Origin of the sequence: Aquimarina spongiae (genome assembly GCF_900141785.1) — a bacterium.
Lineage (GTDB): Bacteria > Bacteroidota > Bacteroidia > Flavobacteriales > Flavobacteriaceae > Aquimarina > Aquimarina spongiae.
This window is the reverse complement of record NZ_FQYP01000004.1, coordinates 236507-260982: the sequence shown is the minus strand read 5'-3', so window position 1 is coordinate 260982 and position 24476 is coordinate 236507. Positions and strand designations below refer to the sequence as shown.

Sequence of the window (24476 nt, the reverse complement as noted above, 5' to 3'; positions counted from 1 at the left end):
ACAAAATACCAGTACTAAATTGTGAATGTTTTGGAAGAGAAAAAGCAAAAAGAAGAACAACCCATTTTTGTAAGCTGTAAAGATCATACAGTTTCTGGAGAAACTTTTCATTTGATTTCTGATACGAACTACGATATGTTGGTGACTACTCCAAAACCTAAAGAAGAGGATTTAGGGAAATACTATGAGAGCGAAGATTATATTTCTCATACCGATAACAAAAGATCTCTTTTTGAAAAAGTGTACCATTTAGTAAAGTCTTATGCGTTACGCAAAAAAGTTGGATTGATTACTAAGCTGAACAATGGATCAGGAACTATTTTGGATATTGGAGCCGGTACTGGCGATTTTTTATCAAAAGCAAAAAATGGAGGTTGGACAGTGTCTGGAATCGAGCCAAACGAACAGGCAAAACAATTAGCCCAACAAAAAGAGGTTTTACTACACACAAAGACTGATGAATTTGAAGATCACTCTTTTGATATAATTACACTTTGGCATGTACTAGAACATGTTCCCGATTTACAACATCAAATACAAGAAATAAAACGATTACTAAAACCTGGAGGGTATGTTATTGTAGCTGTTCCTAATTTTAAATCTTATGATGCTACACACTACAAATCTTTTTGGGCTGCTTTTGATGTTCCTAGACATTTGTGGCATTTTTCGAAAAATGCAATTCAAAAATTATTTGCAGAACAAGGATTGAATTTGACACAAACCTTGCCTATGCATTTTGATGCATATTATGTGTCACTATTGTCCGAAAAATATAAAACAAGTAAAATGAATTTTTTAAGTGCTTTTTGGATTGGTTTTCGTTCTAATATAAAAGCAATACGTTCAAAAGAGTATTCGTCCCATGTTTATGTACTCAAAAATTCATAATTCTTATTTTGGGACGTTTTTTATCTAATATTTGACCTTTTCTAGTAAAACTACATTGCTTTTTTTAAAAAGTGGCTTAAATCGGCTTATTTTAATTGAGTTTTAATAGGATTTATAAATGATAGGTCAAATAAGTATTGTTTTTACTTATATATTGTTTTTTTAAACTGAATAATCAATTTTATGAGTTGAACTTTGATATTTTTGCCCAGAACTAATTTTTTGAAACATGAGAAAATTTTTATGGATTGCAAGCGTTGCTTTTATTTTGGGATCATGCAATCAACAGGTAGAAAAAACAGCTTACGTAAATAATACAAAAGTAGTTTCTGATTTTAAAGAAATGAAAACTGCTCAAGAAAAATGGACAAAACGAAATAATGAAGTTAGAGCCGAACTTGAAGCAAAAGCCAAACAATTTCAGATAGAGGTACAGGGATTCCAGAATATCGCCAACCAAATGTCTAAATCTAATAGAGAAAAGAAACAGCAAGAATTGGTTGTAAAGCAACAAGAGCTTCAAAGAGAACAACAATCAAGAATGCAAGAAATTCAACAAGGAAGCCAAAAAGAAATCGATTCTATTATTAATAAAGTAAAGAATTTTATCAAAGACTACGGTAAGAAAAATGGATATACCTATATCTATGGAGATACCGAAGTAAGTAATATTCTGTATGGAAAAGAAGAATTAGATATTACCGAAAAAATTCTAAAAGAATTGAACGGTGAAGAAGTTAAAACAGAAGAATAAAGTATATTTTTTTATACGTTATATAGACTCCATCAACGCGTATTGATGGAGTTTTTTTTATGTCCAATTTGCAGAAGAAATATGTTAATAAACGATCGTTTTTTAACGCTTTTTTGGTAACAAAATAGGGGAGATTTTAACTTTACTATTTTACACTTTATCGAAAAAAGTTGCCTTTTTCTGAATTTATTTAACGTTTAAAATGTTGATAAAATCCAGCTTTTTTTAATGATTTTCTATGATTTTCTGCAAATTTAATACTGATTTTAAGGGAGATTTTGGTCTTTTTCGAACCCATATTTGGTTTTTTTAACGTATTACAATTGCTTGATTAACAAAAAATTATGTATATTATTCAATTATAAGGATGTATCTTATAAATGAGTCCAATAGGACCTGAAAAAATAAGTCAGAAAATTATTACAAAAAAAATTAAAATTTTCGTTTGATATAAATATTTAATTTATAATTTTATGACTTGGTAAAAAATATATTAACAATATTATTAACAAGCGCCCCAAATCGCTTCGTTGATAATTAGCATATCCACCCCTTTAAAAGTGTGATATCATGAAAAGTAAACTTAACCTCATAATGCTCGTCTGTGCGCTATCGTTCATTAATAGCAATGAACTTTGGTCGCAAAGAACTATTGGGGCTCCTGAACTTCAAGATTTTGCGGCTTGTGCCGATAGCTTTTTCAACTCCTTTACCGTCATTGCAACACTCTCTCCTGGGGATGCACTTCCTTCTAATAATGAGTTCATCTTAGAACTTTCTGATCCCAATGGTAGTTTTGACGACCCAAATGCGATTACTATACTTGATACAGCACCAGGCCCAAACAATGGTTCCGCTTCAGAGTCGGAGATTCGTTTTGAGAATTTTCCGATTCCAGAGGATGCCAATAGTGATAATTACAGGTTAAGAGTACGTACAACTACAGATCCTCCGATTTTTAGTAGTTTGTCTGATCCAACCGCGTTTCATTTTTTTAGAAACGATATAGATTTATTTTTGAATGAAAGACAGGACGTGATCTTTTGTAACGTCAGTTCATTCTCAAAAACATTATCTATACGACTTGAAGATCTGGACGGCAATGCTGTTGCCGCTGATTCTTTTGAGTGGGAATGGTTTAGGAACGGGTCTCTTATTGTAGGAGAGACGACACCAAATCTGGTCGTCACCGAGGTCGGCACTTATTTTGCCAGGATCCCACTAGGTAACTGTCAAAACTTTTTTACATTCGAAGAAACCAACCGAGTAGACGTATCTTTAGTAGATGTGTCTACAGCGTTTATAGAAAATGCAGACCCAATGGGTGATTTTGCATTTTGTCCAAACGATACCAAAGTATTACAGTCCAGTCTGCAAGACACCAGATTTACCTATCAGTGGTTCAAAGATGATGTGGCAATAGACGGAGAAGTGGGTCCAACCATAACCCTACCTACCAATGAGTTTGCAGGAGTGTATTCGTTAAGCATCAGTCTAAGTGAAGACTGTACATTAGATGAGAACCAAATACCACCGGTAACTGTGATTAACGAAGGTTCTTCGATTACACAACCGTTACCAGAAAATTTAATTCTTTTACCAACACAAACAATCAATCTGGAAATCATGACAGATGCTCCAGATGGGAGTACCTTCAGATGGTTTGTAGAAACTAATCCACAAACACAAGGTGTTTTATCAGGAGGAACAACCTCTCTAGAAGCTCAATTTGTCGGTTTGTACAGAGTAGAAATTGATGCATTGGATGCTTGTAATAGTTTCTTGTTTTCAGAATCAAACATATTGGCGCCAACTGGTTTTACCGTGGTGATTGGGCCACAAGGAGAAAACGTCTGTGACTCTGATTCTTTTGTGCTAGAACTCAAAGAGATTATTGGTCAAACTACGGTAGACGGCCTAGAAGTACCGCTTACCGAAGAACAATTAGGGTTTTTTGATTATGAGTGGCGTCGAAATGGAATCCCAACAGGAGATACCACTACATCGATAACTGTATCAAGCTCAGATATCGGAGATGTATATACGCTTTTTGCTACACTAAGAACTAGAGAATTTGTTGATGTTCCTTCAAATGATTTAACAGTGGCTCCTATACCACCAGGTACAGTAATTACCGCAGATCCTTTGGTGCTTACAGAAGGAGGTTCGGTAACCTTGTCTGTGCCCTCTGATCCAGGATATACCTATCAATGGTTTACCGTGGTAGATGGAGAAGATGTACCGATTGATGGGGAAACTAATAATACTCTGGTAGTGACCGAACAAGGCGAATACGGAGTGACAGTAACTTCTGCCATTTGTGAGGTTCGATTGGATCCTGTAATCATAGGCTCACAAGGGGTAACTGAGATTATTCCAAATATTATTACACCAAACGGTGACAATATCAATGATAATTGGTTTTTGCCAGACTCTTTGTTCAATCAGGCAGATGTAGAAGTAACAATTTATGATATCAATGGTCAAGTTGATTTTTCAGGGGTTAGTTATCAAAATAACTGGCCTTTTGAGAATTCTAAATCGTCGGGTCAAAATCCGATATATTATTACATAATAACTAAAAACAACTCCGTCGTCAGAAAAGGTTCGATAACGGTAATGAGATAATTTTATGGTCAGAAAATTACTTGTATTAATAATATGTTTTTCTCTTAACATGGTTAGAGGGCAAGAAGAAGACGCTACAGTTTTTGGTGTGCTTCCTACGGACATACCTACCCATAACTTGGTTAAATATAACCGTTTTTACTTCAACCCCACCTTTTCTTTAGTTCGTGAAAACAAAAAATCAATCAATGCCTATAACAAAACACAATGGGCAGGTTTCAATGATAATCCACAAACATATTTAATCAATTACACCGCCAATTTTGATGAGAAAACAGGAGTTGGTATAGGTCTGCATCAGCAAAATGAAGGGATTTACAGATATTTTGGAGGTATTGCCAATTTTGCATACAACTTGGAGTTCGACAGAGATATGAATTTTACGTTTGGGTTAAACCTGGCGTTCTCACAAAGTGGTCTGAAATCGAATATCGATTCTGCCACTAGTATCGTTTTGAATAATGGAGTAGAAGTAAGTGATCCAACGATATTAAATTTTGAAAACAGTTCGGTATTTACCCTCTCTCCTGGGGTTAACTTTAATTATGCTGAGTTTGATGTAGGGGTATCTGTATCCAATCTTGCAGCATATAACCTGAGTGGTAGCGAATTATTAACGGATAACATGGCATTTACAGGCCATGTAATGTACACTACGAGTTTACAAAGAAGATCAGACAAGACTATACGAGGGATGGCATATGCCAATATGCTTACCAGTGCTGACGAAGCTGAAAGCGATTCAAGTTTACGATATGGTGGAAACGTAATTGTAGAGTTTCCAGAATTAGGTTGGGCACAGGCCGGTTACAATAGTTTTTATGGTGCCTCTTTGGGTATTGGTGGTAATATTACAGAAAATGTATCTGTGGGATATACCTACGAGATGGGTCTTGGAGATACCAGTAATTTTGGCTCTACCCATGAGGTAGGACTAGCCTATAATTTCCAGAAAGAAAGACCTAGAAGACGAAGAGGCGGACCAAAATCTAGTACTCAAAAAGCATACGAAGAAAGAGACTCTGAAATCAGAAGATTGAAGAAAGAAATTCTTGAACAGAATAAGATTATTAGAGAACTTCAGGATGAACAAGGAACCACTCAAAGTAATGAGGAACGAGCAATGAGTGAACTTGAACGATCTATTGCTGAAGCTAAAGAAAAAGAAGCAAAAGCAGCAAGAGAACTAGAGTTACAACGAGAAGAAGAAGTAAAGTTACTCAACAAACAAGCTGAAGAAGAACGTCTGGCTGCACAAAGAGCGCTTGAAAGAGAATTAGACGAACAAGGAGATGAAGAGGAAGGATTAGCTTCTCAGAAAGCAATAGAAAAAGAAGTTACCGTTGAAGAATCTGAAGAGCAAAGAATAGCTGCAGAAGAAGCTGCAAGAGAGGCAGAAGCCGCCAAAGAGCAGGCTGCAGAAGAGGCCCGTATTGCACAGGAAGAAGCTGCAAGAGAAGCCGAGGCTGCTGAACAACAGGCTGCCGAAGACGCTCGTGTCGCTCAAGAGGAAGCTGCAAGAGAAGCCGAAGCTGCAAAACAACAAGCTGCAGAAGAAGCTAGACTTGCAGAACAACAAAGAGTAGAGCAAGAGCAAGAAGCTGCCCGTATTGCTGCAGAAGAGCAACGTAAAGAAGAAGCGGCAAGAAGTCTAAGAGAATTAGAAAGAACAACTAGTCAAGTGATCTCTGATGGTGATTCTGATGCGTTGAGAAGTCAGGCAGACTTAGTAAGATCAAATCAGTTTATTCCAGATCCTGAAAAAGAAAGATTATTGGCAGATATCGATGCAAAGATTGCTGAGAAACAAGCTGATGATATTCAGGAATTGATTGCACAAACAAGATCAGTGATTAGCGAAGGAGACTTGGAAGCTCTTAGATCTCAGTTAGGAATAGTACAAGCAAGCGGTATCTTACCACAGGCAGATTTAGATGGCCTGGTAGGAGAGCTTAATGCCAAGATCGCAGAGAAGGAAGCTGAGGCTACTGCCGCTGCCGAAGAAGAAAGATTACGTCAGGAGGCTGCAGATGCTGCGCGTGTTGCAGAAGAGCAACGCCAGGCAGAAGAAGCACGTAATATCAGAGAATTAATTGATCAAACAAGATCGATACTTAATGAGGGTGATTTAAATGCCTTGAGATCTCAACTTGATGTTGTACAGGGTAGTACAATTTTACCACAGGCAGACGTAGATGGTCTTGTTGCAGAACTTAATGCCAAGATTGCCGAGAAAGAAGCTGAGGCAGCTCAGTTGGCAGAACAACAACGAAGTATTAGAGAATTAATCGATCAAACAAGAACGATACTCAATGATGGCGATGTAAATGCCTTGAGATCTCAACTTGATGTTGTACAGGGTAGTACAATTTTACCACAGGCAGACGTAGATGGTCTTGTTGCAGAGCTTAATGCCAAGATTGCCGAGAAAGAGGCTGAGGCGGCCCAGTTGGCAGAACAACAACGAAGCATTAGAGAATTAATCGATCAAACAAGAACAATACTTAATGAGGGTGATTTAAATGCTTTAAGATCACAGTTAGATGTTGTACAGGGTAGCACAATTTTACCGCAAGCAGATGTAGATGGTCTGGTAGGAGAGCTTAATGCTAAGATAGCCGAGAAAGAGGCAGAAGCTGCGAGATTGGCAGAAGAAGAAAGATTACGTCAGGAAGCTGCAGAAGCTGCTCGATTAGCAGAAGAGCAACGTCAAGCTGAAGAGGCACGTAGAGTTCAAGAGTTAATTGATCAAACCAGAACGGTTATCGCCAATGGTGACCTAGATGCTTTAAGATCTCAATTAGGTATCGTACAAGGAAGCGATATCTTACCACAAGCAGATGTAGATGGTCTGGTAGGAGAGCTTAATGCTAAGATTGCCGAGAAAGAAGCAGAAGCTGCGAGATTGGCAGAAGAGGAGCGATTGCGTCAAGAAGCAGAAGCTGAAGCCGCTGCTGCCGCTGCCGAAGAGGAAAGACAGAGACAAGAAGCTGCCGCTGCTACTCAAGAGAATGAAGAAGGTCTTGATGAAATTAAGAAAGAACTTGATGACAATACGCGTATCTCTAGTAAGCTATTCGCTCGACGAGACTCATTATTAACAACGAGTTTGAATGTAGATAAACGAGGATTTAATAAGTTACTTGAATCGTTAGTAAGTATGAACGACGATGCCGAAGAAGCTAAAGATTCAGATCCTACAAGTTCTAAGAGGCTTTCAGCAAATAACAGGTTCATCAAGTTTGCTGATGCAACTCGACCTGAAGCACAATATGCAACTAAGTATATCCCAGGATATCCAGAAGGATATTATCTGATTGGTAATGTATTCAAGGGAGGAACATACGCACAAAAGTTTACGGAGACATTAAGTGATCTAGGATTTAATAATTCTAAGATCATCTTAAACCCAGAAAACCAATTCCAGTACGTAGCTATCGAATACTACGAAGATAAGGATGAAGCGGCCGAGAAATATCTAAACAGTATTGATAATAGATACTATGGAGATATGTGGATCCTGCATATTGCGAAGAGTAGAGTAGCATCGTACAAGAAACTGCTACAAGAGACGAGATTGATCACCGATACAGTAAAAGACGATACGGTATTGACTGAGAGTCTATCTTATATCGGAGGACATAATATTGAAAATGGATATTATTTGATTACCAATATTTTCAAGAGAGAGAACTATTTCGAAAGAGGTATGGAGAAATTGAGATCACAAGGACTTGAGCCACAGTTTTTCAGAAACCCAAAAGATAACTATATCTATGTGTACCTGAAACGATTTGATGATCTGGATAGTGCGAAACAGAGTTTATTCTCGAATGTAGAAGGATCGTTCAGTGGAGACTTATACATCTTGAAAATACAGTAAATAAACGCCCAACGTAAACACCATAATGACCCAAAATAAAACACTAAATACTCAGCTTATGAAAACCAAAATAGCCCTCAAAATAGTTTTGGTGATGTTGTTGATGATCGCCAGTAACATAAGCACTTTATATGCGCAGGAAATCATCCCCCTTTCTACAAGGGAGACGCAAAACAGGATTAACGGTAACCTGATCATGAATGGTAACGCCATTGTTGGTTTGGTTGACAGCGACAGCGACAATGTTGTATATGATCCAAATGCTGCATACGATGGTAATTTCAATAACGGTAACAGTATATCCGACTATATCGATATCGATGGTGATCCAACGACATTTAGTTCGAGTAGTGCAGATATCAATACCCCAAGACCGGAGTGTACAGAGATTGTATATGCGGGTCTGTATTGGAGTGCCACGTATTATCTAGAGAGGATTCCTATAACCAGCAGTACACTTACGGTAAATAATACTGGTCTGGCGGGCGATTATGATGTTGTAGACAATAATTTCACTCCAGGTAATGTCCCACCACCAAATCCGGGAGTAACGGGAAATTTAGTGTTAGCAATAGATGCTAGTGGGTTTACAGATGGTTGTGATGCTCCGTTACAAAATTCGGCAGCCATTAATGGTAATATCGCAGTAATACGAAGAGGGTTTTGCGGTTTTACTCAGAAAGTGATCAACGCTCAAAACGCAGGAGCTATTGCGGTTATTATAGTAAATAATAATGGAGGAGCTCCTTTTGCTATGGGCGGAGGTAATGGTGCGATTACTATTCCTGCAGTAATGATGGACCAAGCAAATGGTGAAGCATTGATTACTCAAATGGCAAGTAGTACGGTTAATGCTACTTTGGGTGGTGTAGTAGATACCACTACTGGTGATGAATTATTAACTGGATTGCCTTTGGCAGATGCCAGAAAAATAGGTGATGCAGATTTTAGAAATATTAAGTTTAGAGTACCAGGCGGATCATATGTAGATATCACTGCACAAAATGTAATTTATGACGGGTATAGAAATACACCGACCAACCTTTTGTCTGATGGTTCACAAAATCCAAATGCGACTGATGATGTACCTTATGTATGTTATTCGAATGTAACTAATTTAATAGACCAAAACAACACAAATGGTACTTATACCGTAGCAAATATGAACGCTACCATTGGTCGAACCTCGGGGGCCTCTGGAGCTTCTGGAGGATGGGTACTTGTGATTATTTATGAAGATCCGCTCGAAAGTAGTAAGTTTATTAGTACCAATGACGGGTTCGTACAAATACGAAATAGTGATCCTGATGTAGATTTTACCTATACAGGATTTACTTCTTTACCAGCACCACTGCCAGTAGAAGTACGTTATGGTGTAGCCGCCCTTGAAGGTGACCGTAGTTTGGGTGCTACGACCTTTAGACCTAATGGAGATCAGTTATTAATTGAAGATACCAATACACCTTCTAATTTTGTGCCGCTTGGAGAAGATAATACTGCTCCGGCTAACAATTTTGATATTAATCCAACGATCAACTTTTTTAATAGTTCGATTACTTTTAATCATCAATACCTAACAGGTCGTAATCCGAATTCGGAAAACACTTTAGGATTTGATATTGACCTTTTTGATCTGGACAATACGGGTAATCAATTAATCGGAAATGATCAAACCGATGCAACTTTCCGATTATCTACCGACCAGGATACCTATCGGGTATTCTTAAATACCTTCTCTATTGAAATTATAGAACCCGAATTGCGGATCATTAAGAGAGTTTTTGATACCGATGGTACTACCGAAATCACCAATGCTACTGTAGAGCTTGGTGATGAGCTGTTTTATGACCTAGAGATCGAAAATGTAGGTAATGAAGATTTGGTGGATGGTACGGTTACTATTCGAGATGTGCTTCCTGCCAATGTAAATTTAGTAAGCATACAAACATCAACATTACCTCCTGGAGTTACTTTTGACGACTCTGTACCAGGAATAATCGATTTTGATATTCCTGCTAGCATAGTTGAAGAAACAGATGCCCCAATTTTTATACGATTTAGAGTGCAGCTGGTGAACAGTTGCGAAGAATTGAGAGATGCATGTTCTGATGTGATCCAAAACTCAGCTTTAGCTACCTTTACGGGAGCTATATCAGGGGTTACTGCAACCAATAACAGTAGTAGTGTGATCGGAGCCTGTGGTAATACAGATGGAGAGGCCACTAACTTCTTGGTAAATGTACCATCTTGTAATTTTGATGTAACGTTTTGTAATAACAACTTGCAGTTGGTTGCAGGTGGTGGATATGATAGATATACTTGGTCTGGACCAGGGATTGCACCACCAGTGGTACAAACTGGACCAAATGCAAATATATTTACACCTACAAATCCGCAAGCAGGTACGTATACGGTAATCAAAGAAGATACAGATCCGTCTGATGGTACTTGTATGACACTTACGGAGGAGTTTACGGTAGCAGACTTTAGAACAATTCAAAATCCAGTTTTAGATTATGTAAACGGAACAAGTGTAATTACTGCAAATTGTAGTGGTTTAGAACTTCCACAAATCTTATTATGTGGTGATCAGGATTTCTTACTAGAAACAAACTTTGATCCATCTTTAAACTTACAATCCATTTCATGGCAACGTCTAACTCCAAGTGGTTCTTGTGTGTTGGATTCAAACGATCCATGTTCATTATTATCTGGAGCATGTACTGATGCAAACTGGGTAGAAGAGCCAGGAGGAAACACACCTAATTTTACCGTTTCTGATGCAGGGGATTATAGAATCCTTGCAGAGTTTGATGGAGGGTGTTTGATTCCATTCTTCTTTAGTGTATTTAAAAATGATTTCCAACCTACCTTGGCGATGCAACCGATAGAGTGTGGTAACCCAGGTAGTGTAAGCGTAACTAACGCACCAACAAACTTTGAATTTAGTTTAACATCAGGTGGGCCATATAGTAATACAACGGTATTCCCAATTGCGCCTGGAGCAGGAGGAGACATTACCGTATATGGTATAGACACCACCTTCCCAGGTTGTGAGTATACGGCAACGATCAACGTTCCTGAAATTAATCCTACCTTTAACATAACAGGATCTAACCCATCGTGTACCAATGACGATAACGGAACAGGTACAGGTAGTATTCAGATTCAAGTAACAGGAGGTTCTCCAGAATATCAATATACCATTTCTGGAGGTGGACTTACTTCGCCAATTATTATTCCAAATAGTAGTGCCAATAATGGTAACTACACACAAAATAACTTGAACCCAGGAACCTATACTGTAGAGGTAATCTCAAACAGACCAGACCCTGAGTGTATCGAGACACAAACAGTAACGATTGATCCAGCCACTCCGTTTACCGCAAATGTAGTATTGGTTGCTCCAGAAACTTGTGATAGTGGGGCAATTGTAGAGGTTGTGGTAACATCAGGATCCGGTAGTTATGAATTTGACGATGGTACTGGTTCTTTTGGACCAAGTAATCAATTTGAAATTCCTAGACCTGCAGATCCTTCAACAACCTATACATTCTTTGTTAGTGATACGAGTTTACCAGCAGGAACTCCTGCTTGTATTATTGAGGCAAGTATTACAGGGATCTCTCCTTACGAACCGATTGTTCTAGATAATGTAACTGTAACACAACCACCATGTCCGGGAGACGGTGGACAGGTTAGAGTAGAGGTATCTCCAGAAGTGGCCGGTAGAGAATACACCTATCAGTTGTTAAATACCACTGATATGGATCCGGTAAGTCCTATATATACTGTAGTACAGGAGATTGTGTCTACCTCTAGAGATATTACTTTTGTAAATGTACCAGATTTAACATCTTATAGAGTTCGAGTATTCCATAACAATACTACCGATCCAACGGCAGGACCTATTTGTCCTGTAGATGGTACTGATTTTGCAATTGCTAGCCCAGTAGATATCAATGCTACGGTAGCTGTTACTAGAGAGTTAAGCTGTAATCCGGCACCAAACGATACTGCGATCATAACAATATCAGGATTATCCGGTGGATCTTCTACTTTTGAGTGGAGTTTTAATCCTACCTCTGGATTTGCGAACATTACTTCAGATCCTTTTGATATCCCAGTTAGTGTTGCAGGAAGTTATACAGTATATATACGTAATCAAGGAACCGGTACTTGTGCAGTTAGCTTTCCGGTAGATATTGATCCTTTGGTTACTGTAGATGATATTGACTTTACGGTACCAGGAGCATCAAACTGTTCGGCTCAAACCTATAATATAACGGCTACTGCTGTTCCAGCAGGACCCACCTATACCTATAGTGTAGTACCAGCACCAGTATCAAGTGGTCCTGGAGCGGGAGAATTTAGATTAAGAAGAGGTATAATATATACGGTTACCGCTACAAATACAGCTAATAATTGTACCTATTCTGAGCAATTTACTGAAGATAGTATACCAGAAATCCAAATTACAAGTGCCGTAGAAAGCGACCCTGTAAGTTGTGTTGGATTTAGTGATGGAGAATTGACATTTACGGTTGCTAATAGTACTAATTTTGATTACGAAATTACAGGACCAGTGAACAGGACAGGAACCGGAACCGGAACAGATCCTATAACCATCACAGAAGGTTCTTTACCTGCAGGTACATATACCATTGATGTGACTGACAATGCTTTAACACCTCCTTCTGCAAACTGTACAGATAGTGAGACCGTTGTAATAACAGAACCAGCTAACGCTTTAACACTTGGTACATCTTCAACTCCTGCAAATTGTGGTGCTGATACCGGTACCATAACGGCTACGGCTACAGGAGGTAGCGGAACGTATCAATTCCAATTAATAGATAACGGAACAGGCTTACCAGTTACAGGATTTGCTTATCCGAATACCAATAACTCATTTACCGGTCTTGCAGCTGGAGATTATACGGTATTTGTAAGAGATGGAAATTCTACCGATGCCTGTGAAATTTCAGAAGTACGTGTAGTAGATCAGTTTGTACCACCAACAATTGCCGCAGTAGCGGGAGGGGATGCTTGTGTGGATACAGATCCGGCAACACAGTGGATTACAATTACACCAAGTACATCTCCAGCGCCACCAGTTTTAGGGCCATTCGAGTATACCTTAACTGGCCCAGTTACGGCAAATAATGTTGCGGTTACATTTTTAGCAACTACACCTCCAGTATCGGCTCCGGCAAATACGTTTGAGATCCCTGGATTAATCCCAGGTGCATATACAGTTACGGTAACCAATACAACTACCAACTGTGTAACTGCGGTAGAAAACTTTACAATTAATCCAGAGTTAACGATAACAGCAACGTTAACCCAAGATATAGATTGTAACAATCCTGAAGCTACGATAGAATTTATGGCGGCAGATGGAAGTGGAACTTATGACCGATTCGATTTGTATGCTGCAGGATCTTTAGGAACCCCTATCGCAGGAGGAGGGAATATCGCCTCTCCATTTACAAGTGCGATATTGGTACCTGGAGATTATGTGGTTGGAGTACTTGACGATGCAGGTTGTACTGCATTTTCGAATACGGTAACAGTGACTCCGTTTAACGCTGTCACCGCTACTTTAACACCAGAAGATCCATCTTGTAATGGACTTACCGATGGTACAATACAGGTTGAGGTTACAGCAGGAGAAGGACCATTTATTTATATTCTTGATGGTGTTGCAGCTACTCAAATAGGACCTACGGGAGATACTATGGTTACTTTCAGTAATGTTGACGATGGCCTACATACAGTAACTATCACAGATGGTTCTGGAGCTACTCCTCCTTGTACATTCGACTTTAATACTACCTTGAATGATCCAGCAGCAATTACGGCAGCTATTGTAGATATCAGAGATCTTAGTTGTACGGCTACCCCAGATGCTCAAGTGCAAGTAACACTTGGAGGTGGTTCCGGAAGCTATGAGTGGAGTATAGATGGTACCAACTTTAACGCAGCGGGAACTACTGCGTTTACAATTGACTTTAGCACAGATGGAAACTTTACGTTATCTGTTAGAAATGCTGCTACAGATGACTGTTTGGAAACCTTCCCAATAACCATCGATCCAATATTGGAAGTAGATACCGTGACGGTAACCCCAGGTGATCAGGATTGTACCAATCAAACAACTGAGGTAACCCTATCAGCTACTCCGGCATTAACGCCACCTGAAGAGTATGAATTTAGTATTACACCAGACCCAGCAACTGGTGCAGCCGCTACAGGATCAACAGCATTTAGTAATACAACAAGTTATACCTTTACCAATGGAGTTACGTATAGAGTAACTGCAAGAAGAAGTGATAATGAGTGTACAGATTTTGTAGACTTTAATCAACCTCTTTTAGATGAAATAGAAATTATAAGTGCTGCCCAAACGCAACCAGTTACTTGTATTAATGGAAACGATGGTGCGTTTACGTTTAATGTAGATACAGCAACCTTTACTAACTTTACATTTGAGGTTACGGGACCTGCTCCGGCTACAACAGTTGTGGCTACAGGTACGTTCCCAGCAGATCCGTTAACGGTTACAGGTTTAGAAGATGGTACTTATACCATCGAAGTTACCAATGCTGACGCTACTGTAAATACGAATTGTACAGATACTGAAACGGTTGTAATCACCGAGCCTACGCCGATTAACTTTACAATAGATACACCAGATCAATCTTGTATTAATGGAAATACAATAACCATTAGTGGAGTGTCTGGAGGAAATGGAGGACCATACCAGTACTCACTAACAGATGGTGCTGGAAACCCAGTTAATGATATTTTTGCTAATCCGGTAGTTTCTCCAAGAGATATTGCGATACCTTACGAAAACCTTCCTGATGGAACGTTTGAAATTATTGTTACGGACACCGACAATTGTCCTTCTGCAGCTCAACAAATTACTATAAACCCTCTACCTGTTCCTGCAATAGGATTAGATTCTGCAGATTTCTGTTTAAATCCAGATGGAGAAGTGAGTTTTGTAGTGGAAGTTACGGCTTTGGGTACAGGAGCACATACGTATACACTTACTAGAGACGGGAACCCTGTTTCTGGACCAACAAATATAACTTTAGCTGCCGTTCCATTTACTTTTACAACTACACCTCCACCAACGCTTTCTCAGGCAGGAGTGTATCAGTTTATTGTTACAGATGAAAGAGGTTGTGCTTCGGCGACACTAGATGTTACTATAGAAGAACCTGTAGAATTAACAGCGACAAAATTATCAGAAATTACATGTAATGTGTCTGGTAATCCTGCTGATCCTTTAACTGCTGGTAGTGTAGGATTTACCGTGGCAAATGGATATGCTCCTGCACCAAACTATACTATTGAATTTAGTACCGACGGTGGAGCTACATGGAATCTTCATGTAAATGAGCCAGGACCAGCTTTTACTAATTTCACAACAACAACCGGTGGAACTTATCAGTTCAGGATTATGGATGGACAAAGTTGTATTGGACTATCTGATCCGATCGAGTTTGTTGCACCAGTTGCGCCAACCTTTAATTCACCGCAGGTTGATCTAGCCTGTTTTGGAGATACAGGTACAGTTGTTATTAATTTCAGTGCACCAAATCTAGGAGATTTCGAATTGACTTATGATGGTGGCGCTGCAACAACAGTAACTAATACGACCATCTCGATACCAAATCAAAGTGCTGGGACATATAACTATACATTTAGTAATACCGTAACAGGTTGTAATTATGACGGTTCGGTCACAGTTACTCAGCCAGATGAATTACAAGTAGTCAATGAGGTAATAACTAATATTGACTGTAGTGTTGGTGGAGTGCCACAAGATGGGTCCATTTTATTGGATCTTGATGGGGGAACTCCAGATGCATCTGCAAATGCTTCTAGTCTTACTTACGTACTTAGACGTAATGGTACAGTAGTTGTGGCACCAGGAATTTCACATCCTTTGCCTAACCAAGTACTGATTACACCTTTAACTTTTGGTAATTATGAACTAGATATTACCGATGGTAATATGTGTAGTATTACACATCCTTTTGAAATTAGAAATGAGGTCGATGATTTAGGAGCATTTTTAAACCCGGCGGGTAGTTGTGCTACTGGAGCTGTATTAGACGTATATGTTAGAAACGGTACAGGACCTTTTACCATCGAAATTGATGGTATTGTTACGCCACCAGTTGCATTGAATGATGGAGCACCGCCAAACGCATTATTCCCACCACCAGTTGGTATAATTAATGACCACCAAGTGGCAGCAGGGGTACTAGAGTTTGGTATTTTCTATACGGTTACTATTGTTGACCAAACTACAAATTGTGTTTATCAGGAGATTTTCCAGATAACACCTCCAAGTGCTCCAGATGTAACTCTAGGAACAGTGACACCGGAGCAATGCGATGGTGCAGACGATGGTATCGTAGAGTTTGTGGTTGATAACTATGAAGTTGTTGCTGGCCAAACTATAGACTGGGAAATCTTTAGAAGATTTGACCCACCACCGGCAGCGCCTGTTCTTGTAGGAAATGTGGCTGCTCCAGGAGGACCTGTGACCATTAACTCTAACACAGATTCTACTCCAGTAGGAGGAGGATTACCTCCAGGAGATTATTTTATTAGAGTAACAGAAACAAATGGAGCAAGACTTTGTTCAACAGCATCAGATTTCTTTACTATTGATGAAGCAGATCCGATAACATTGAACGCTGGACCAATATCCAATGGTAACTGTAATGTGTCTTCAACGGTAATTATGACTACTACAGGAGGTACACCATTTACTGCAGGTACGGCAGATGGATATCGTTATGTAAGAGTGGATGATGATGGATCAGGAACTACTCCTGTAACTGCACTGGCTGCATTAGTACCAGGTGATTTTACCTTAACAAGTAATGTTATCGATTTAGGAACAACAGATGGAGCGATATTCTATATTGCTGTTATAGACGATAATGACTGTATACAAGGATATGAGCAAGTGGTAGCATCTGTGGATGCACTACCAACTGCGTCTTTTGATACTCCACCATTTGTGGATGATCCTTGTACGTACGATAATAATTATACATTTACGGTTAATGCTACGGGAATACTTATTACTCCTTCAAATACTTTATTGTATGAGATTTTTGAAGTAAGTACTCCGGCAAATGTACAGCAGTTTACTGATGGTACTTCACATGAGTTTACTGTAACTGCAGCGGGAACATATACGATTACCGTTATCGATGGAAATGGATGTCCATCAACACCTATTAATATTACCGTATTTGATCCGTTAGAGTTTGAGGCAGAATTTACCACAGCACCAAATTGTTTGGCAGAAGATGGTATCATTACAACGACTCTAACTACAGGAACTGCAGCAGGAACATTAACATTTGTTCTCACTGGAGTTAATGGTACAACTGTTCCTGGTGGAGTGGTTCAATCCTCTCCTGGAGTATTTGAAAATGTACCGGTTGGAGAATATGTAGTTGAAATTACTGACGACGGAAGAGGTCCAGCACCTGGATGTACATTTACGGCTCCAGTAAGTATTGAAGCACCTATAGAACCAGTGTTGATTCAGCCAACAACAAACCCAAGTATCTCATGTAACGGAGCTACAGATGGCACGTTGACAGCTATTTTAAGAACTACACCACCACCATCGACTGTGGATAATACGGCAACATATACCTATGAAATTACTGCTGGTCCAACGCTTAGAGGACCACAGGCGAGTCCTATATTTGACAATTTAGGACCTGGTACCTATACCGTTGAAGTTAGAGCAACAGAACCAAATGGTCCTGGTGCAACAGATGATGTGGTTTGTATTGATACAGAAGATTATACAATAGATGATGTTACCGTTCCAACTTTTGATGCTGATCAAGCAGATCAATTTGATTGTGATGGGAATACCAATGCAACAATAGAAATTACCAATGTATTAAATGGAAATGGTGCGCCTTATACGGCTCAAGTAACTAGACCAGATGCTACGGTAATTTCTAATATTCCTGTAACGCTTCCTACGACTTCTATCGAAGCACCAATACCAGGAACGTACAACATTCAGATATTTGATAGCAACAACTGTCCTTCTGCAATAGATAATGTAGTTATTGCGCCTTATACACCAATGTTTGATCCACTAGTGACACAAACGCAGGCAATCAACTGTCAAACACCTCCACCGGCAGGAATTGGAGACGAGATTGTTGAAGTTTCTATTCAAGGAGGATCAGGTGATTTCTTGTTTGAGGTGATTTCTGGACCTGCAAGTGTTACACTGCCTCCAGCGATTGATACACCTCCAGGAACTCGTCTTGCGCAGTTCTTTAATTTACCAAGCATAGGTACATATACCTTCAGAATTGTAGATCAAGGAGATGTTAATGGTTTAGGACTAAACTGTGATATAACAACAACATATGATGTTCCTGAGTTTGATGTTATTGAAGTAACAGCAACTGCTGGTCTTGATTTAACATGCTTTAATGTAAATACAGGAACATTAGAATTCTCGGTTGCAAATTATACCGGTGCTTTTGATTATGATATTGTAAGCACCACCGCAGGTGTGGTAACATCAGGTTCTGAACTTGCTGGATTTACAAACCCGATTAGTGTTGGAAGTTTACCAGCAGGAGTGTTCGAGGTTGTAGTAACTGCAACTGATGCACCATTCTGTGACGCAACTTCAAACAGAATTACACTAGAACAACCAGAAGAATTGAGATTTAGCATTACAAATAATGAAAATGCAAATTGTAATGAAGACGCAAGAGTAACAGTAGTTGTAACAGGAGGAACTCCTCCATATACCTATACAGCAACCGCTGGTGCTACTGTAATTACGAATACAACAACGAACACTACTAATGAGTTCTTGTTACCAGTAACAGCTCCAGCTACAACAGTAAACTATACTATTGAAGTAACTGATGATAATAGTTGTATTTCTAATCCTGTTTCTATATTAGAAACAGTAGAAAGAACAGAAGATCCAACGGTAGACTCAGTAACCTGGACAGATCCTTGTGTGTTTGATGATAATTATACGATAAGAGTAGTAGGGACTAGTAATGTGCCTGTTGTTGCACCGGCTACCAATGCACTTACCTTTGAAATAGGACCAGCAGGTAGCGGACAAGTACCAGGTAATGTAAATGGTACTACCCATGACTTTACGGTGACTACACCAGGAATATATACCGTAAGAGTGTACGACGAAAATGGTTGTGTCTCTGCAGATGAAACCATTACCATTGTACCAGAATTGACTATTACTGCAACATTTACTGGTGATCCACAATGTAGAACAGATGTTGGAGGAGAGATCACAGCAACGGTAACAGGAGGTTCTGATTTTGCCGCGAATCCTACTAACTTTACGTTTACCTTAAGCGGTACGGATAGTAGTGGAACACCAATCGCACCAATCGTACAAAATGGTGCAGGAGCAAACGTATTCACGCCTGTTACTGCAGGATCATATACGGTAACTGTAGTTGATAGCAATACACCACCGGCTACTGGTTCTGGATGTTCTGTAAACACAGCAGTTTCTTTACCTATACCGGTTGATCCAGTACCTGCAGCTGCTTCGCCAGTGGGAGTATCTTGTATTGGCGATAGCGACGGAAGTGTTGTAATCACCCTACAAGCAGGAACTGATGGAGACGGTCCATATTCTTACCAATTGTATGAAAATAATGGAGGAACTCTTGCCATTACTGGAGCAGCAATAGGAGCACCACAAATAGATAACCCAACATTTACAGGTTTATCTTTTGATGCGCTTCCTGCACCACATCCTACAGCAGGTGAGTACCTGGTAGAGGTAACTTCGGCTAGTGGATGTTCTGGTTTGGTTGCTTTTGTAATACCAAATGCAACTCAAGTAATAGCTAGTGTTGATCCAGGGAACTATACTTGTACAGGAACAACAGAAAACTTCCCAACGGTGACCGTAACTATTCAAGATGGAACACCACCGTATAGCGTAAGTTATACTACACCTTCTGGAGCTACAATAACTGATACTAATATTACAGATGCTGATGCGGTAGCTGTAGGAGTACAGTATGAGTTTACAGCTGCAGAAGAGGGTACTTATGATATTGAAGTTACTGATAGTAATGGTTGTGAAACCGTACCGATGGTAATTCAAGAAACCATTGATCTACCAATCATGGAAGATCCTACAGTAACACAGGTTACTGCGATCACTTGTCCTGCGGGAGAAGATGTGACAGTGAGTGTTACTGATGGAGCGGGTCCATTCAACTTTGAAGTAATCAGTGGTCCAGTTGCAGTAGCACCACAAAATAATGTGCCTGCAGGAACCGCAGACAACCCAGGAACTCCTGCTGTAGAGACCAACGCTACTAATGTTAACTTTACGCTTACTGATGTAGGATTATATGTGTTCAGAATCACGGATCAAACTACAGGATGTTTCGTTGAGGTAGATTATACAATTGACCCATTTGATCTGGTTGAGATTGTTGCTACACAACAGACTCCAGAAACCTGTTTCGGAGATGCTGATGGTTCTATCCAGATTGCAGTTTCGCAATATGTAGGAGCCTTTGGATATACAATCGTTGATGTGGGTGTAACACCAGAAGTAACGGTGTTCACTAGTACAGTAGACCTAAATACAGATGTGGATCCTGCAACGGCAGATACGTTTGTGATTCCACCACCACCAGCTGGATTAGGGGTAGGTAACTACAGAGTAGATATCATAGAGCGTAATGCTCCACTATGTACAGGAAGCTCTAATATTGTAACTATAGATGGGCCTGCAACTCCGTTTGAAATTACATTAGTACCAATCAACGATCAGGAAAGTTGTGATCCTGCAAATGATATTTCATTCCAGACAAGTGTAAGTGGAGCAAGAGGAAATGTAACCTACACACTTGTAGAAACTGGAGATGTGAATACCACAGGATTGTTTGAGGGATTATCAATTGCTCAAGCTACCAATACTGCAGGGGTGTTCACCTTTACAGTAACTGCTGTAGATGATAATGGAACATTTACATGTACAGATGATGATACGATAACAGTAACACCACCAGCAGACGATGTGGCCATTACGCCTATCCCTGATAGTAGTATTAGCTGTTTCGGAGAAACGGATGGAGTAATTACGGTACTTGCAACAGCAACGGATATCCCATTACGTTATACAATTACACCAACTGGAGGACCAGAAAGTGTACAACAAACCGTAAACAGATTCGAGAACCTAGGTCCTGATACGTATACAATTACCGTATACGATCAATTAGGATGTACTGCGCAAACAACGGCTGTGATCAACGATGTACCACAAGTACTGATTGATATTGTAGATATCGACCCAGTAACATGTAGTGATAATACTGCTACAGTAACACTAAGTGCTACTAATGCAGTGGGTACGCCTCAGTTTGTTCAGATTAATGTAACGGACCCTCTTAACCCAGTGGAGTCTGCACCAACAGCATCTAACATATTTAACCTTCCTCAAGGTGAGTATGTGTTCTATGTGATAGATGGTAATGGATGTAGATCACCACAATCTGACCCAGTGCCAGTTGTACCGATCAATCCAATTACTTTCCAATTGGATCTTAGTGCAGCCATGATCAACTGTCGTGATGAAGCTACAGCGATCATTAATATTACTGATCTGGGTGGTGGTATAGGAGATTATGAGTTTATCTTAGAAAATCTTGATACAGCAACAATTTTAGGACCTCAGTCTACAACAGAGTTTAGAGATCTGCCTCCAGGTAACTATGAGTACACGGCGAGATCTGTAAGTGATAATAGCTGTACGTTGACTCGTCCATTTACTATAGATAACCCTCCATTATTCGAACCAGAGGCATTCTTTACGAATGTAACTTGTAACGGAGAAGATGATGGTACGATTAGAATTGTTGCCGCGGGAGGTACACCACCATACTCGTTTGCGATAGATTCTATGCCTGGAACATTCTTTAACGATGCTTCAGATGGTATTCCTAACGAGCACACCTTCGAGAACTTAGCGCCAGGTATTTACCTAGTGTTGGCTCAGGATGCTAATGGTTGTGATGTAACGTTTACAAGAGAAATCTTAGAACCAAATACGTTGATGGCTACAGAAACCTTCAATATGCCAGAAACATGTTTCGGAGATAACGATGGAGCATTCACGATAGAAATCACTGGAGGTACACCTCCGTATGAGACGAATATCACGAATAATGATGGTGACTTTGTGGTAGATCTGTTTACCTATACAAATTTACCTTCAGGAGTAACCGAAGTATTCATTAGAGATGCTAATAACTGTCGTATTAGTTTACCAATCACGATCGATCCAGGTGTAATGCTTGATGCAGATCTTGCGCCTAGATTAGAGTGTCCGGTTAGAGATCCAAACAATCCGGCGAATATTACCACAGGACCAAGATATTTCATCGACTTTGAATTATCTCCTGATTCGGTGAACACAGATATCATCTTTACTCTTACCGGTATTAATGGTACTGCTGATCCTGCACCAAATAGTAATTTAACAGGAGAGTTTGAAGTGGCGCCAGGAGAATACCAAGGTACGATGGAACATGCAGGAGGATGTACCGTAGATGTTGGAACGATTATTATCGAAGAGTACGTTCCATTGTCTGTGCCGGTTGCACAAATGACCAATAATCCTCAAGACCCTAACGAGTATGAGATTATTGTGACTGATGGTGTACCACCGTATACCTATTTTGTGACCTTCAACGGAAATGAAATAGAATTGGAAGACAATATTTTTGCAATCCGCGAGACAGGAGATTACATCATACGTGTAGTAGACTCAAGCGGTTGTGAGGTGATTGTAACACAGTTCTTAACGTATATCAATATCCGTATACCAAACTACTTTACTCCGGATGATCCGAATGCGACAACCGAAGAAAGGTTCTGGTATCCAAGACAGATAACTCCAAATGCAGACGATCCGTTCTTCTTCGAAAATATGGAAGTAACCATATTCGATAGATACGGTAGAATGTTGGCAGAGTATAGAGGAGATCAACAAGGATGGAAAGGAACATACCAAGGTAAAGAACTTCCTTCGGGAGATTACTGGTATACGATTATCCTTAATGATATAGACAATAGAGAGTTTACCGGTCACTTCACCTTGTATAGATAATATATAGATTAGAAGTGAGTTATAAAACAAAGTGGATATAGCCAAACGACCGAAAAGTCAGTGGTCAGTAATTAAAAATAGTAGATGAAGAAGTATATTGTAATATTAAGTCTGTTTGCAAGCTATTGCACCTTTGCTCAAGAGTTTTTTGCTCCTGTGCAGAATCAATACATCGCAGATAACCCTTACTTGATATCCTCGGCATATGCGGGAATCGGAGATTGTTGGCAGATCAGAGCTTCTGGTTTCGAACAATGGGTAAGTATTGAAGACTCTCCGGGAACACAATCCCTTTCGATAGATGGTCGGATATCAGATCGTTCGGGAGTAGGTGCTATTCTGTTTAATGACCAGAATGGTTTTACTACCCAAAGAGGGATTCAGTTGTCATTTGCGCACCATTTAACACTGAGTGAATATAATAATCAATACCTATCTTTTGGGATAAGCTATAAGTTTACTCAGTTTGGTATTGATACTTCAGAGTTTAATAATGGTGATCCTGACAATCCGGTAATTCCTGGATTGGCAGATATCAGCGTAAATGATTCTAATTTCGATATTGCGTTGCTATATCGTTTAGGACGATTCTTTTTGAGTGCCAATGCGGTAAACTTATTACAAAAGGAAATAGACGACTTTAATCCAACAGAGCCTTCTACCATCCAGAACTATTACATCTATACCGGATATACGTTCTATCATCGATTTAGTGATATAGAAATAGAACCTTCGGTATTGTATCAGAATTTTGCTGGAGATGGACGTTCTACAACCGACCTTAACTTAAAAGTTCGTAAACTACATCGAGGAGATTATTATTGGGCAGGAATTAGTGTTAGATCCCTGGTAGATCAGGATTTCAAGCCTTTATCTGTCTCTCCCATGATAGGAATCAAAAAAGCTAATTTTTATGTGGCTTATGGATATCAGGTAAATGTAAATGAAGTATTACAGCCAACCACTGCAGCTGGATCACACTTGATTACATTAGGACTTGACTTTGGTTGTAGGCAGAGTAAATGTGGATGTACTTACTAAAGAAAATATATACAGGCAAAAACCACCCAATTTGGGTGGTTTTTTTACGCCGAAACATTATTTATTTATCCATT

The 24476-nt window shown here is 39.5% G+C and carries 6 protein-coding genes; all 6 read left to right on the top strand.

The features are described from left to right. Positions 1-21 precede the first annotated feature (21 nt). The 6 genes from BUE24_RS10780 to BUE24_RS10755 all read left to right on the top strand — a co-directional run bounded on the left by BUE24_RS10780 (position 22) and on the right by BUE24_RS10755 (position 24402). Entirely contained in the window at positions 22-891 is an 870-nt protein-coding gene (locus BUE24_RS10780; RefSeq protein ID WP_425290162.1) for a class I SAM-dependent methyltransferase, read from the top strand. Between the two features lie 229 nt (positions 892-1120). Then, positions 1121-1645, top strand: a complete 525-nt coding sequence (locus BUE24_RS10775) for an OmpH/Skp family outer membrane protein (protein WP_073316027.1) — start codon at positions 1121-1123, stop codon at positions 1643-1645. A 570-nt stretch (positions 1646-2215) separates the two neighbouring features. After that, entirely contained in the window at positions 2216-4273 is a 2058-nt protein-coding gene (locus BUE24_RS10770; protein WP_084549488.1) for a T9SS type B sorting domain-containing protein, read from the top strand. 4 nt (positions 4274-4277) lie between these two features. Beyond that, positions 4278-8156, top strand: coding sequence for a PorP/SprF family type IX secretion system membrane protein (locus tag BUE24_RS10765; RefSeq protein ID WP_073316025.1), 3879 nt, complete (start codon positions 4278-4280; stop codon positions 8154-8156). 58 nt (positions 8157-8214) lie between these two features. Beyond that, complete coding sequence (locus tag BUE24_RS10760; RefSeq protein WP_170864589.1) at positions 8215-23361, top strand: T9SS type B sorting domain-containing protein; 15147 nt, start codon at positions 8215-8217, stop codon at positions 23359-23361. Positions 23362-23445: 84 nt separating this feature from the next. Next, on the top strand, positions 23446-24402 hold the full coding sequence (locus tag BUE24_RS10755; RefSeq protein WP_073316023.1) for a PorP/SprF family type IX secretion system membrane protein: 957 nt from the start codon (positions 23446-23448) through the stop codon (positions 24400-24402). Positions 24403-24476: the final 74 nt, after the last annotated feature.